Source organism: Dactylosporangium darangshiense, from assembly GCF_039537565.1.
GTDB lineage: Bacteria > Actinomycetota > Actinomycetes > Mycobacteriales > Micromonosporaceae > Dactylosporangium > Dactylosporangium darangshiense.
Window position 1 is genome coordinate 43,886 of the sequence record NZ_BAABAT010000040.1, and the last position, 13,518, is coordinate 57,403.

General features: G+C 69.9%; 13 protein-coding genes and 2 pseudogenes. 5 read left to right on the forward strand and 10 right to left on the reverse strand.

Features of this window, described 5'->3' with window-relative positions:
- Window positions 1–175: 175 nt before the first annotated feature.
- The 3 genes from ABD901_RS44360 to ABD901_RS44370 all read right to left on the reverse strand — a co-directional run bounded on the left by ABD901_RS44360 (window position 176) and on the right by ABD901_RS44370 (window position 1,414).
- Window positions 176–472, reverse strand: a complete 297-nt coding sequence (locus ABD901_RS44360; protein WP_345137319.1) for a hypothetical protein — start codon at window positions 470–472, stop codon at window positions 176–178.
- A 6-nt stretch (window positions 473–478) separates the two neighbouring features.
- A complete protein-coding gene (locus tag ABD901_RS44365) occupies window positions 479–835 on the reverse strand; it encodes a helix-turn-helix domain-containing protein (protein ID WP_345137324.1) in 357 nt (118 codons plus the stop codon).
- Between the two features lie 90 nt (window positions 836–925).
- The gene (locus ABD901_RS44370; protein WP_345137325.1) at window positions 926–1,414 is read right to left on the reverse strand and encodes an Hsp20/alpha crystallin family protein; all 489 of its coding nucleotides are present in this window, start codon (window positions 1,412–1,414) and stop codon (window positions 926–928) included.
- Between the two features lie 631 nt (window positions 1,415–2,045).
- On the opposite strand from ABD901_RS44370, the gene ABD901_RS44375 reads away from it, so the two are divergent.
- Window positions 2,046–2,396 carry a hypothetical protein gene (locus ABD901_RS44375; RefSeq protein WP_345137326.1) on the forward strand — a complete coding sequence of 117 codons (351 nt, stop codon included), beginning with the start codon at window positions 2,046–2,048 and terminating at the stop codon, window positions 2,394–2,396.
- A 487-nt stretch (window positions 2,397–2,883) separates the two neighbouring features.
- On the opposite strand, the gene ABD901_RS44380 is transcribed toward ABD901_RS44375, so the two are convergent.
- Window positions 2,884–4,410, reverse strand: coding sequence for an AAA domain-containing protein (locus ABD901_RS44380; RefSeq protein ID WP_345137327.1), 1,527 nt, complete (start codon window positions 4,408–4,410; stop codon window positions 2,884–2,886).
- A 26-nt stretch (window positions 4,411–4,436) separates the two neighbouring features.
- A complete protein-coding gene (locus ABD901_RS44385) occupies window positions 4,437–4,712 on the reverse strand; it encodes a hypothetical protein (RefSeq protein WP_345137329.1) in 276 nt (91 codons plus the stop codon).
- Window positions 4,713–5,110: 398 nt separating this feature from the next.
- On the opposite strand from ABD901_RS44385, the pseudogene ABD901_RS59240 reads away from it, so the two are divergent.
- A pseudogene (locus ABD901_RS59240) lies at window positions 5,111–5,551 on the forward strand (tyrosine-type recombinase/integrase); the annotation flags it as partial.
- A gap of 134 nt (window positions 5,552–5,685) precedes the next feature.
- Here ABD901_RS59240 and ABD901_RS44390 read toward each other — a convergent pair.
- The 5 genes and pseudogenes from ABD901_RS44390 to ABD901_RS44410 form a co-directional block, all read right to left on the reverse strand.
- Window positions 5,686–6,141, reverse strand: a complete 456-nt coding sequence (locus ABD901_RS44390; protein ID WP_345137396.1) for a DDE-type integrase/transposase/recombinase — start codon at window positions 6,139–6,141, stop codon at window positions 5,686–5,688.
- Window positions 6,051–6,581 (reverse strand): IS3 family transposase, encoded by a 531-nt coding sequence (locus tag ABD901_RS44395; protein ID WP_345137331.1) that lies wholly within the window; start codon window positions 6,579–6,581, stop codon window positions 6,051–6,053. The genes ABD901_RS44390 and ABD901_RS44395 overlap by 91 nt, the downstream gene beginning before the upstream one ends.
- Window positions 6,578–6,877 carry a transposase gene (locus ABD901_RS44400; RefSeq protein WP_345137333.1) on the reverse strand — a complete coding sequence of 100 codons (300 nt, stop codon included), beginning with the start codon at window positions 6,875–6,877 and terminating at the stop codon, window positions 6,578–6,580. The genes ABD901_RS44395 and ABD901_RS44400 overlap by 4 nt, the downstream gene beginning before the upstream one ends.
- An 82-nt stretch (window positions 6,878–6,959) precedes the next feature.
- Window positions 6,960–7,202: pseudogene (locus ABD901_RS44405) on the reverse strand (tyrosine-type recombinase/integrase); the annotation flags it as partial.
- A 24-nt stretch (window positions 7,203–7,226) separates the two neighbouring features.
- Window positions 7,227–10,916 carry an nSTAND1 domain-containing NTPase gene (locus tag ABD901_RS44410; RefSeq protein ID WP_345137335.1) on the reverse strand — a complete coding sequence of 1,230 codons (3,690 nt, stop codon included), beginning with the start codon at window positions 10,914–10,916 and terminating at the stop codon, window positions 7,227–7,229.
- Between the two features lie 352 nt (window positions 10,917–11,268).
- Between ABD901_RS44410 and ABD901_RS44415 the strand changes: the two genes are divergently transcribed.
- From ABD901_RS44415 to ABD901_RS44425, 3 genes are all read left to right on the forward strand, one after another.
- On the forward strand, window positions 11,269–11,634 hold the full coding sequence (locus ABD901_RS44415; protein ID WP_345137337.1) for a hypothetical protein: 366 nt from the start codon (window positions 11,269–11,271) through the stop codon (window positions 11,632–11,634).
- 191 nt (window positions 11,635–11,825) lie between these two features.
- Window positions 11,826–12,746 (forward strand): hypothetical protein, encoded by a 921-nt coding sequence (locus ABD901_RS44420; RefSeq protein ID WP_345137339.1) that lies wholly within the window; start codon window positions 11,826–11,828, stop codon window positions 12,744–12,746.
- Window positions 12,743–13,165: a hypothetical protein gene (locus ABD901_RS44425; RefSeq protein WP_345137342.1), complete on the forward strand. Its 423-nt coding sequence runs from the start codon at window positions 12,743–12,745 to the stop codon at window positions 13,163–13,165. Before ABD901_RS44420 ends, ABD901_RS44425 begins: the two co-directional genes overlap by 4 nt.
- Window positions 13,166–13,518 lie beyond the last annotated feature (353 nt).

Here is a 13,518-nt window from a genome sequence, read left to right on the forward strand (position 1 = left end):
CCTGGTCACACCCGCGAAGCGGCCCGGCGCCCATCCGGTGCCGGGTCGTGACCTGGCAACCCCGGTTTGTCGTACGCGACGATGTCCGGCGTCCCGGGTGCTCGGTACGGCGCGGCCCGGTTCGGTGCCGACGTAGCCGAGCGGTACGTGGTGGGACTTCGTGGCGTGGGGATGCTCAGCACGGTGTACGGGCCTGCTCTGGTTGGCGTTTGTAGTGTTGATGGTCCTTGACCACAGCTGCCACGGCCGGCTCCGGGTTTGTCGCAGGGACGTCGGTGCGGACGCATGCGGGGCAGTACGTCGGTTGTCCGGGCCGCGTTGCGGCGTCCCAGCCGGCGTAGACGGCTTCGTCCCGCAGTGAGGTGAATTCGTAGCAGGCGTCGTCGTAGCAGGCGAACGGCAGGCCGCAGCGGTCGCAGGTCAGGGAGAAGTAGACGCGGCTGTCGTGGTCGAGGTTGAGATGCAGCGTCATGGCCGTTCACTCCTGGCGGCTGCCGCCTCGCTTGGACGGTCCGGCCTTGCGGCGGAGCACGTCGATCATGGCGTGGGCGGCGGCGAGTTGATATTCGAGGGTGACGATGCGCACGGCGGCGTCCATGCGGATGCCGTCGTCGACGAGCCGGCGGGCGCGGTCGGCGCGGTGCAGGTCGTCGCGGCTGTAGCGGCGGTGTCCGCCGCTGGAGCGGGCGATGTCGAACAGGCCGGCGGCCTCGGCCGCTCGCAGGAAGGCGGGGGTGACCCCGATGGCGTCGGCTGCCGCGCCCATGGCGTAGCCGGGGAAGCCGGCGTCATCCAGCGCCGCGGCCCGCTCGGCCGGGCGGGGCAGTTCCGCCACCGAGGTCACCTCCATCGCAGATGTCGTTGTTCGCAGTTACCGTTCTGTCGACCACCTCCCTCACGCAGCGGAGGTCGCGCGGCGCGCGGGTCAGCTGGTCGCGCCGGCCGACTGACGGTCCTTCCCGGTCTCGCCGGAGATCATCTTGTGGCCTTCGTGGGAGCCGATCGCTGTGCTCCTGGGCCGGGCGATCTCGATCTTGCGGGGCTTGGCTTGCTCAGCGACCGGGATGGTCAACGTAAGCACACCGTCGCTGTACTCGGCCGTGATGTCGTCGAGGGCCAGCCCTTCGCCGAGGACCAGTTGCCGGCTGTAGGTGCCGGACGGGCGTTCGGAGACCAGGTACGTCGAGTCATCCGGGTCGTGGCGGGTGCGCTCCGCGCGTACGGTCAGCGTCTGGTTCTCAGCCGACACGTCGAGGGAGTCGGTGTCGATGCCGGGCAGGTCGAAACGGACCATGAACGTGTCGCCGGTGCGCAGGCAGTCCATCGGCATCAGCGACGGCGTGCGCGCCGTGCCGAATGCCTCGGCGGCGAGCCGGTCGAGGTCGCGGAACGGGTCGAATCGAAGGGGAAACATAACGGACACACCTCCACAAACTGTCCTGAGGAAAGCTGTCGCTCGTGCGGGCCGACCCCGGCGTTCCCGGGCTGGCGCGGCCGGCCTCGCGCTGATCGGCCGTGAGCACCCCGGTCCGGTGCCACGCATGCCACGGGTGGTCAGTGACGCCGGTTCGGCGGTCTGCGGCAGGAGACGCGCCGCCATGGGCGGCGGTGATGGTAATGGGCAGGGACCAGCAAGGCCATCATGATCACCTCCTGTCAGAACCTTCGTCCTCACCGGGAACCATGACCCAACCAACACATAAATTCTGTACTCGCGACTGCAGACTTTGTCAAGTGCTTCGGCCGCCGCTGCTGCCATGATCATCCGTGTGCCGGCGACGTGTCGGCGGGTGGGATTCGGCTTCGAGCGGTGGGCCGGGGTTTGCGCTGGGCGGGGCGGGAATTCGACGCGGGGTGAGGATGGAGGAGGTCGCCGGGGAGCTGTACGGGTTGCCGCCCGAGCATTTCACCGCGCAGCGCAACACCCGGGCGAAGCAGGCGAGGCAGGACGGCGACCGGGAACTCGCCGAGGCGATCCGACGGCTGGCCAAGTCGAACCTGGCAGCGTGGCTGGTCAACCAGATGGTCCGCGAGTACCCGTCGAGATGGCGGAGCTACTCGACCTCGGCGGCGCGTTGCGCGAGGCGACCGCCTCGCTGGACTCGGGGCAATTGCAGGAGCTCTCCGGGCAGCAGCGGCCGGTGGTGCACGCCTGGTACAGCAGGCGCGCAGCCTCGCCGCGCCTGCCGCACCAGGCGCAGACCGCGGCCGAGCGGGCGGACTCCCGGGCCGCTGAACTGCGGGCCCGGCTCGACGAGGCGGCCGCCGAGCAGGCCGAGGCGGACAAGACGGTCCGCGCCAGGAGGTCCGAGGCGAGCCGGATCGAGAAGAAGGCCCGTGAGGCGGAGCGGCGGCTGCACGATGCGACGGAGCGTCGCCGCAGGCTTGCGGGCTGATCCGGGCCGCGGTCCGCTATCACCGGGTCAACGAGCGCACCGGCAAGGAGGTCCACGTCGCCGACATCGTCTCCGTCCGGGCGTAGCCAGGCGATGTCCTCCACGGTGCCCTTGCCGACCGGCCGGCCGCGGAAGAAGTGACGCCTGCGAAAGATCGGGTGAGCGGTACGCAGGCCGATGAGTTCGGCGGTGAACCGCGTCAGTTCGTGGTGCTCCGTGGGAACGCGACAACACGATGCCGGTGATGGCGATCGTCGGGCGGCGGGCGTCCACGGCGCGCGGCGTCGTCATCCGCCCGTCCGGTGGACGACGGCGAGCCCACCGAACGCCGGGCCGTCGCTGCGGTGATCACAGCGCCTGCCCGGCAGGCGGGCACCGCCGCGTCATCGCCGGTCGTTCGCGTCGCATGGCGCGCGTTGCGCACGGCGCGCCAGTGGCTGTGCCTATCGCATCCAGCGTTCGGGCAACAGCCGGGGCAGGACGCCCTTCACCGTGGGCCCGGTACGTACGACTGCGCCAAGTACGAACCGCAGATGATGTTGGCGCCGGCGAGCACGGGCACCGCGACCTGCGTCATGCGCTGACGGCCCTGCCACTTCGCGATTTCCGGTGGTGTATCGGCGGTTGGCACCGTGGCGTCCTGCACCTCGATCCGGTCGCCCCTGGCCGCGGCCTGCTCGGCCGCCCGGCCGATCCGCATGCCGCAATAGGCCGAGTACGCCGTGGCCGCCGCGCCGGCCACGGTGATACCGGCCTTTAACCCGCCCACCGTGCCGAAGCCCTTCTGCAGCGCTATTCGCCGGCGACCGGGCAAAAGCTGCACCGATCGCTGATCACGAGGCGCTGACCATCGCCGGCGGCGCTGATGACCGCCGGCGCCCGGGATAGGTGACGGCTCCTTCAGCTCGATGAAGACGGCGCGCGTCTCGGAGGTGCCGATGTTCTCTCCGGCGTGTTCCTGGGCGCCGACCCACCGGGCGCGCGCCGCCGGCAGCTCGATGTCGGCGTGCCAGCCGCCGCTGCAGACCCGGCGCTGGAAGCTGTTGAGGGTGACCATCACGCTGTCCGGGTGGCGGTGCGGATGCGTCCGCTGGTGCTGTTGCATTTGCCGATCGGAGGGCGCGTTGACAAGCGTGTGCCGAGCGGTCCTCAGATGGCGGTGGCGAGTTCGGTGAACGCCGCGACGACGCGGAGTCCGCGTGGGGCGTCGATGCTGAGTTCGTAGTGTCCGCAGCGGAGGTTCTGCATGAACGCGGTTACGCCACCGGGCCAGGCGGGAACCAGCGTGCAGTTCGCGCAGCACGCCTTCCAGCCGGTTGGCCTCATCGCGGGCGGTCAGGGCGTCCACCGCGACCCGGTCCGCGGCCTGCTGGGCGTCGGCGACCTGGCGCTGCAGCCCGGCGATGCCAGCCAGAGCGGTGCGGCTGTCGGCGGTCTGCGTCAACGCCGTCTGCGCCTCGGAGAGCCCGGCCTCCGACTGGCGTAGCGTCTGCCTGCGGGCGTCCCGTTGTTCGGCGGCGGTGTGGACCTGTTCGGCGAGCTGGGGAATCCGGTCGGTCGCCGCGATCAGGGCTCGGGCTCGGGTGTCGGCTTGTGGGTTGAACCCGGCGAGCGCTTCCTCTTCGGCGGCCAGCCGGTCACCGTCCTCCCGCAGCGTCACCAGCTGCCGGTTGAGCTCCTCGCGGCGATGGTCGACCTCCGCGAGCCGGCCGCGCACGAGGTGGGCCAGCGACACCTGCAGGTTGCTGGCGATCTCGGCCCAATGCGGGGTACCAACGCGTACCAGGTCACCCGGAGCGTGGCCGCGGTGGCGCAGCACCCCGGCAAGGGCGTTGTCGACGGCGATGTTCGTCGACGACACGAGCAGGACCCGTTTGCCGGCCTGAGCGAGAGCGTTGATGGCCTCGCTGAGGACACGGGTCTTGCCGGTCCCCGGCGGGCCCCACACCAGCCGTACTCCAGGGCTCAGGCACGAGGTGTACGCCTCGCATTGCGCGGGCGAGAACCCGTTCACCGCCCGGATCGTCCGCGGTGACTAGGTCAACCGCCCGGCGGCCAGTTCGTGGGCCAAGCCCGAGTCACCCACGGCGTGTAGCCCGTCGCGCAGCTGGGTGCCCGGAAGCCCTCCAGCCGGCGGTTCTGCCACAGGTACGCCTCGGGCAGGTCGACGAACTCTGCCACCCGTACCCGCAGCAGGCGGCCGTCCTGCACCACCTCCAGCGGCGTGAACCCGGCCCCGGGGCCTGGCTGCGAGGCGCCGGCCAGGCGCAGGTCGTCGATCTGGTCGGGGTCGATCCGCTGGTCGCGGACATCCACGGCATACCAGCCCGATGCAGACTCGCGACGGATCCGACCGATGAGCTTCAGCCTTGGCCGCCCGCCCCGCTCCGCGTTATCAGCGCCGCCGACAACCTCGATCCAGCGCTCGACCGCCGTACAGACCTCGTCACGCCAGTCCGGCACTACGCACACCCAGAGGAATGTCCGGCCGAATATCACGCACAGAATAACGTCGATCACTAACAGTGAGATAGCCCTATCGTCGAATAGACGCTGTGCGGCTAACCGTCGGGTAACGGCGGCGCCGCACGAACAGGAACGCGCCGCCCCTTGACGGTGCCGCACCGGCCCGCCGCTGACCTGCGGCGACGGGGCCGGTGGTCGCGGTGTGGTCGCAGGCCGGGCCAGGCTGGTGTTGAAGTCCACCGCACGTCCACGACCTACGCCACCTCGCCGCCACCCTCATGATCACATCCGGCGTCCCGCTCGCCGTGGTCTCCAAAACCCTGCGACACAGCACGCTCTCGGTGACCGTCAACATCTACGGCCATCTGACCCGACAGGCCGCCCACGACGCCGTCGAAGCCACCGCCGCCGCCGCAACCCCAACCCAACCCAGGGTAGGCAGCCGGGCCGGGCCCGCAGCGCCCTGGCAGCAATCCCGGACGGCGCGACCATCTAGCGACCACGCCCCGGACAGCTACAGCCCCGAACACCGCCGTCGCACCGAACGCACACACCAGCGTGCCGGATCAACCCGCAACGACCACGCAGTGCGCGACCACCCTGCGACCACCTCAGCCCGAAACGCCAACAGCGGACATGCCATGAAAGACATATCCGCTGGTCACAACCGTCGGGACAGCGGGATTTGAACCCACGACCCCTTGACCCCCAGTAGCCGGAGGCCCCAGCGACGTGCTCAGCAACGTTCTCCCAGGTCGCCTCAAGCATAAACCGGCCGAGTAAAGGGGTCTGTGTCAATCCCCTGGAATCGTGGAGGACACCGTTATGCGGCCTGAACCTCCAGCGCTCGAGCCGTTGATCGTTCGTAGTCGATCGGTGAGTGTCCGTCGCAGACGGAATGCCGGCGACGGGGGTTGTAGAAGTCGGTGATCCAGGTGGCGATCTTCAGCCGTGCCTCGGCGCGGGTGCGGAACTGGCGGCGGTGGACGTACTCGACCTTGATGGTGGAGAAGGTGGCCTCGGCCACGGCGTTGTCGAAGCATGAGCCGACCCGGCCCATCGATTGGCGCACCTTCCAGCGGGCGCAGGCCCGGGCGAAGTCGGCCGAGGTGTATTCGCCTTCGCTGCCGCGGTCGCTGTGGAAGATCACTCCGGCGACGTCGCCGCCGCGGGTGACCGCGGCCATGTTTAGTGCGGCGACGACCAGGCCGGCGTCGTGGTGGGCGCCCATGGCGTAGCCGAGGATGCGCCGGGAGTACAGGTCGATGACGGTGGCCAGGTAGAGCTTGCCTCGCCGGTGACGATCTCGGTCATGTCACCGCACCAGGCGACATCCGGCCCGGGCGCGGTGAACTTCCGCTTGACCAGGTCCGGTGCGGCCGGCCGCTTCCCCGGCCGGGTCAGCCCGCGCCGGCGGCGCTTGACCCGGGCGACCAGACCGAGCTCGGCCATCAGCTGCGCGATCGTGTTATCGGAGACCTGCCAGCCCTGCGCGCGCAGCTCGATGCCGACACGTGGGCTGCCGTAGGTGCCGCCGGAGTCGTCGAACACCCGGCGGACCGCGGCCGCCAGCCGGGCCCGGCGGTCCTGGCGAGGTGTGGGCGGCCGGTCCCGCCACTTGTAGAACCAGGACTCAGACACCCCGAGGGCCCGGCAGGCCACCGCGTGCGGCACCTCGTGCTCGGTCCGCTGGGCAGCGATGAAGGCGGCCACGCTCACCGACCCGTCGCCTCCTTGACCCACAGGACCACGGATCGCTTGAGGACATCACGCTCCATCGCCAGCTCGGCGTTCTCACGCCGCAGCCGGGCCAACTCCGCACGCTCGTCCTCCGACAACTGCCCAGCGGCGGCCTCGCCGCGGGCCTCCCGGTCCTGCTTCACCCAGTTGGCCAGAGTGCCGCTGTTGATCCCCAGGTCACGGGCAACCTGTGCGATCGACTTCCCCGTCTCACGCACGATCCGGACCGCTCCCTCGCGGAACTCCGGATCGAACCGACGTCTCGTCTCAGCCATGAACCTCTATCCCTCAAGTTCTGGCCTCCACGTTACGAGGGGAACCGCACTGTGGTCTGGTGGCGCGCTGGCATTGAGGTGGTTATGCCACCTGTAGTTCGGGTGCTGTGTCGACGCGCATCAGGGTCGCTGTTGGTGTGACGAGTTCGACGACGTCGCGGGCGGCTTGGCGGCGGCGTTGGGCGTTGATGCGGGTGTAGTAGCGCATGAGGGTTGCGGGGTCGTGGCCGAGGCGTTCGGCGACTTCGGGGATGCCGTAGCCGAGGTCGAGGAGGTTAGAGGCGAGGAGGTGCCGGATCTGGTGCGGGCCGAGGGGTCGGACGTTGGCGGCTCGCTGGACGCTCCGGCCTTAGCAGGGAGGGTCGAACGGGAGCCCTGGCACGTACTGGCTCCATTCGGCCGGGGTGATCGGGGTTCCGGCGGTGGTGCATACCCAGGCCGCCACACGTGCCGGTGATGTGTCCCAGAGCCGGGTCTGCGGATCGGCGCCTGCGGCGGCCAGGGTGTGGCCGTTGGGGCTGAAGGCGACCGTGTACGTCGAGTCGTTCGCGCGTGTCAGGACCGCGAACACGGCGGGACGGGATCGGTCGGTGATGTTCCACAGCCAGACGGTGCCGTCGATGGAGGCGGCGGCGAGGGTTTGGCCGTCGGGACTGAACGTAACCCAGAATACGTCGCTCATCGGCCCGGTCAGCGAGGTGCTGAGTGGCGCAGGGTGGCTCGGGTCGCTCACGTTCCAGAGCCGGACGGTGCGGTCCGCGCTGCCGACCGCGAGGGTCAGGCCGTCCGGGCTGAAGGCCGCGCCGTACGCGTAGCCGGCGAAGCCGCCGAGCGGTCCGCCGAGTTGATGCGGGTGGGTGGCATCGGTGAGGTCCCAGAGCCGGGCGGTGTTGTCGGACGTGGCGACCGCGAGGATCGTGCCGCCGGGCCGGAAGGCGAGGGCGAAGATCAGGCCGCCGGTGTCGTTGATGGTGCCGAGTGGCACTGGCTGGCTGGGGTCGCGGACGTTCCAGAGGTGCACCTGCGAGTCATCGCCACCGGTGGCCAGCATCGTGCCGTCGGGGCTGAACGCGGCTGTCTCCACGAGTTTGGTGGGGCCGGTGAGGACGGCGGCGAGGACGGGTTCGGCCGGGCGGCTGACGTTCCAGAGCTGAACCTCGCCGGTGCGGGTGCCGACGGCGAGCAGGCGGCCGTCGGGGCGGATCACCGCCGTGCCGGAGAAGGCGGGGTGCCCGGACGGGCTGGTGAGCGCAGGGCCGAGTGCCGCGGGCCGATGGCGATCGTGAACGTTCCACAGACGGACGGTCCGATCGCGGCTAGCGACGGCAAGTTCCCCGGAGTCGGCAGTGAAGGACATGCTGAAGACGTTGTCGGAAGGGCCGGTGAGCACCGGGCCGGGCAGCGACCACAGCCGGACCATCGCGTCGATGCCGCCGGTGGCCAGGGTGTGCCCGTCCGCGCCGAACGCCAGCGCGGTGACCGGTGCCGGGTGTGGAAGTGTGGCAGTGCGATCTCCGGTCGCGACGTTCCACATGATCACGTTCTTGTCGGAGGTGCCCGCGGCGATGGTGGTGCCGTCGGGGCTGAACGTCACCGCGTTGATCCAGCTGGTGGCGCCGGTGAGCGGGGTGCCGCGGGCGGTCGGGTGTGCCGGGTCGGAGAGGTCCCACAGGCGCACGGTGTCATCCGCACTACCACTGGCGAGAATGGTGCTGCCGGGGCTGAACGCGACGCTGTACACCTTCAGCGTGTGGCCGGCGAGCGGCGCGCCGACGGGCGTGACGTCGGTCGGGCCGGTGACTCGCCAGAGGTGGACCAGGGCGTCAGCGCTCCCGGCCGCGAGGATGTGCCCGTCGGGGCTGAATGCGACGGACTGCACGGCGTCGGTGGGCCCGGTGAGCGTCGGCAGCGGTTGCTGTTGCGCCATGTCCCAGCGCCAGATGGCGTGGTCGGCGCTGCCGGCGGCGAGGACCTGCCCGTCCGGGCTGAAGGCAAGCGAGTAGACCGTCGAGGCGGGACCGGTCAGCGGCGACCCGACCGGGACCGGACGGGCCGGATCGGTGATGTTCCACAGCCGGACCTGCTTGTCCGCCCCGCCGGCGGCGAGCAGGTGCCCGTCGGGGCTGATCGCGACTGCGAAGATCGTGAGGCCGTCGCCGGCCAATGGCGGCCCGAGGGGATCAGGCGTCGTGAGCCGCCAGAGCCGCACGGTGCCGTCGGCGCCGCCCACGGCGAGCAGTGTGTGGTCCGCACTGACGGCGACCGCCTGGACCGCGTTGGTGAATCCGCCCAGCCGGGTAACGGCGGGTCCGGCGGACGCGTCGAGGAGGCTCGAGCGCGCCTCGACGGTGGGCGAGATCCGATAGGCGGCGAGGCTCAGCTGCATCGCTAGCGAAGGGTCGCGGCTGCGGAGCCGGTCGGCGCGGCCGGCGACGAGCCGGGAGACCGCCTGGTTGCGCTGGTCGAGCGCGGCCCGCCGGGCGGCGTTGGCGGTGGCGCGCTGGTCGAGGCCGAAGACGGCGAGCGCCATGGTGACGAGCGCGAGGACGGTGAGCGCACCGATCAGTTGCCGGGCCTGCCGCACCCGGCGACGCGAGTGCCGCGTGCTGGCATCGAGGAACTCGCGAACGACGTCGGACAGCTCCTCGGGATGCTCGGCGGTCCACGCTCGGGCGGCAGCCAGCCGCGTACCCCGGTAGAGCAGTGCCGGATCAGCGTTCTCGCGCCGCCACGCGGCCGCGGCGACGGCGAGTTGCTGGCCCACGACCAAGGTGGCGCGGTCGGTGTCCAGCCACGCCCGGAGGGTGGGCCAGGCGCCGAGCAGCGCGTCGTGGCTGATCCGCAGGGTCTCGGTGTCCGCGGTGATCAGCCGCGCGGCGACGAACCGGTCCAGAATGTCCTCGAGGTCAACCGCGTCGTCGCTGAATTCGGCCATCAGGTCGGGCCAGGCGACCTGGCGGCGGGTATCGACGGTGTCCACACCGATGTGGATCAGTCGGAGGAACAGCCGGCGCGCCAGCCGCTGCTGGCGTTCGTCGAGCGTTCGGTAGACATCGGCGGCGGTCTCCGCGACGGCGCCGCGGATGCCGCCGATGGCCCGGTATCCGGCGCAGGTCAGTGGGCCGCCATCGGCCTGGCGCCAGGTCGCGTAGAGCGCGTGCGACAGCAGCGGCAGGACGCCGTCCTGCAGGTGGGACCGCTCGTCGAGCAGAAGCTCGACGAGCTCGTCCTCGATCTCCACACCCGCCTTGCGGGCCGGCTCGACGATCGCGGCCCGGACCTCGGCCGCGAGCATCGGCCCGACGGTGAACTGTCCCGCCTGCACCGCCGCGAGCAGTTCGGCGTACCGCAGCGCCGGCCCGTAGAAGTCGGCGCGGAGGCCCAGGACCACCACAGTGTTGGATGCCGCGAGCGCGGCGATGACCTCGCGCCGCGCCGGCTCCGGGACGCCGCCGGTGAGCAGTTCCTCGAACTGGTCGATCACCATCGTCGACGCGGTGTCGAGTAGTGTCACCAGTTCGCTGAGCGGCTGGGCGGCGGGTGTGGTCAGCACCACGTCCGGAAGGGCGGGGACGACACCGGCCCGCAGCAACGACGACTTACCGGCGCCGGAGGCACCGACGACCATCAGGATGCCGCCGCCCTGGGCGTGCAGCGCGAGCACCCGGTCCACCAACTGCGCGGTGAGGCGTTCCCGGCCGAAGAACCAGGCGGCGTCTTCAGGCTGATAGCTGGCCAGTCCCCGGTAGGGTTCGGCGCCCGTGGCACGGACCGCAGGACGGCGCCGTGCCCGGTGCCATGCCGAGAGCCACGGCGCCACCTCCACCTCGCCGCACACGGACAGCACCCGCACGAGGAGGTCCTGGGACGACAGTGACGGCAGCCCGCGGCCTGCGAACCAGTCCCCGATGGTGCTGTGGGCGCCGTCCGCGCCGGCTCTCGCGGCGACCTGCCGGACGGTGAGCGCCGCGCGTTCGCGTATCCGGGTCAGCTCACGGGCGAAATCAGTGCGGGTTTGGACGCCGTCGGGATCTGACACATCACCACGACCTCAAATGGGGGACATGGGCACCGTAAGCATAGCCATTGATCAATCGAAGGATTGCCGGTCGGCAAGTAGTGACGCATAGCGGACATTCGGCTGATGCCCCTTGACCTGACCCCGCTCCCGGTGATCGCGAGGGCGTCGACATGGTTTTCCGTACAGCTCCGTCCAAGGCCAGGAAATGGCTGTGACCTGCGCCGTTGGCCGCCTTGCCCGTACGGATCCGTCCGGGGTTGAACCGGGCCCCTTCCCGATGGGCCTGGAGTCATCGACGGTGTGAGGACTGGTGCGCAGCGCACCGAGTAAGGCCCGTCAACACTCTTCATTCTCGGAAAGGACCCGCAAGATGAGACGACGTCTCCTGGCTCTCGTAACCGCTGTCGCCATTGGCGTCGGGGTGCCGATCGCCCTGGCATCGCCCGCGCAGGCTTGGACCGGCGGGAACGTCTGGATCAATTTCGGTAGCTGGAACTGCCCGTCGGGCGGCTCGGTGGTGGGCGTCTACTGGGCCGTGGACAACTACTCCAGCGGCCCGGCCGAGGGCGACTGGGGCGACAACGTCATCTATCCCCCGGTGCGTGTCGGGTCCGGTGCCTACAACACCATCAGCTACCAGCTCTTCTGCAAGAAGTGGGGCTGGTACCAGTACCAAGGCGTCGTCAGCCAGCGGGACCTCACGCCGTACCAGTCCGGGCTGAGCTACACCTACTGATCGCGGCCGCCGTACGTCATGTGCGGCGCGCGAGAGAGGGCCGACTCCGAGGGGGAGTCGGCCCTTTTCGCGAGATACTGTGATCCGTTGCTCACGCCGGGGAGGTCAGCGCGAAGGTGGTTGTCCGGATTGCGGTAGGAGTCATCCCAAAGATTGGCAAGGCGGGTTGGAAAGTCCTGGTTCCGCTCGGAGTGGGTGCCGCCGCCGCGCTCGGGGCCGGCGTCAAGGGCGGTGTGGACGCCGTAAAGGGGCGCGCCATTCGAAACGAGGCCGGGAAGCGTTTCGAGGGGGCGGTCGCCGAATGTGAGGCCGCTCGAGTGGATGTGGAACGGGCGGCTCGGGAGTACGGCGCTCTGCAGATCTGTGTCCACAAGGAGACCGTCGGCCGGTTGGCCGACTGGCTCGAACGCAACGAACAGCTCGTCAAACGCCTCAATTTCCAGAAGGTCGATGGCGTGCGCATCCGGGTGCCGAGCATTCCGCAGTACGTTGCCGGCGTTGAGCATGTCACGGCGGGGGTCACCGGGCTGGCGAGTGCGGTCGGTGCCGCCGTTTCCGCGCAGGCGGGGGCCCTCTGGGGCGTTTCGGCGTTTGCGTCCGCGAGCACCGGCACCGCGATCTCGTCGCTGAGCGGCGTCGCCGCGCAGAACGCGACGCTGGCCTGGCTCGGAGGCGGTTCGCTGGCATCGGGAGGTGGCGGGGTTGCCGTCGGAGGGGCTGTTCTCGGCCTCGTGACGATCGTCCCTGCGCTGCTCGTCGGGGGCATGACCATGGGCGTCGTGGGCGCTCGCACGAAGACCAAGGCTCGGGGATTCGCTGCGACGGTGGACGTCGAAGTCGAGCGCATCGGCCTCGTCCGCGAAATGCTCGGCGCCACCGAGCGACGCATCGAGGAGCTACGGGTCCTGCTGGGCCGTATGACCGAGCGGGCGAGTCGCGCGCTCGACGTGCTCGAACTGCTGGCATTCGATCCGGACGTCCATGCCCGCGAGTTCCTGCGCGCTTACCAGTTAGTTACCGCGATCAAGGAAGTCCTGAACACCCCGGTCCTCGACCCAGAGTCGGGGGAGCTCGCTGAGGCGTCGGTCGAGATCCTGAGGAGATTCGCATGAGCACGCGCAGCACGGCCTCGGCGTTGATTCCCAAGCCGAGCCCGGCCATGGTCGTTGATGCCTTCCGGCTGGTGGTGGCCTCGGCGAGGGAGTGGTACACGGTCGTGGCGCAGGAAGCGACCAGGCGCGAGGAGATCAGAGCCTGGGAGAAGAGTCAGCTCGAGATCATCAAGGTCCAGCGGGACTTCCTGCTCACGGCGTTGGACAAGACCTTCGACGAGCGCCGGGAGAACTTTCGGCGGCTCTTCGACGACCTGGATGCGGTGCTGGTCTCGGATAGAGACGACGCGGCCGCCCGTGCGGCGGACCTGCTCGGTGCGATCACGGACCTCGCCAGGACGAGCCCGTTCAAGGATCTGAAGAGCCCCGCGCTTGTCGTCCAGGAGTTCCTGCAGAGCGGACGGGTGATCGAGCTCTAGGAACCGGCCGGGCCCGCCGGGGCGGTCACGAGGTGCGGCGCAGGCGGGTGCAGGCGTCCAGGGCTTGGTGCAGGGCGGTCTCCACAGTGGTGAGGTCGTTGCGGTCCAGTGTGGCGCGGACCCTCGTCAGGCACGCGACTCGGAGTCTGGCCTCGCCGCGCGGGGGCGGGTTGTGCCGCCGCGTATGCGGGTCAGGGCGCCATTTGGGGCCAGCCGCGCCAGGTCGCAGTGGGTGGTGGCCGTGGAGCCGCACTCGGTCAGGGACCGCTCCATCACTTGGCTAATCGGCCATCCACGGCGCCAACCCTGTGGGGTGCCAAGAACCCGGCCAAGCCCGTGATCTCGAACTCTGT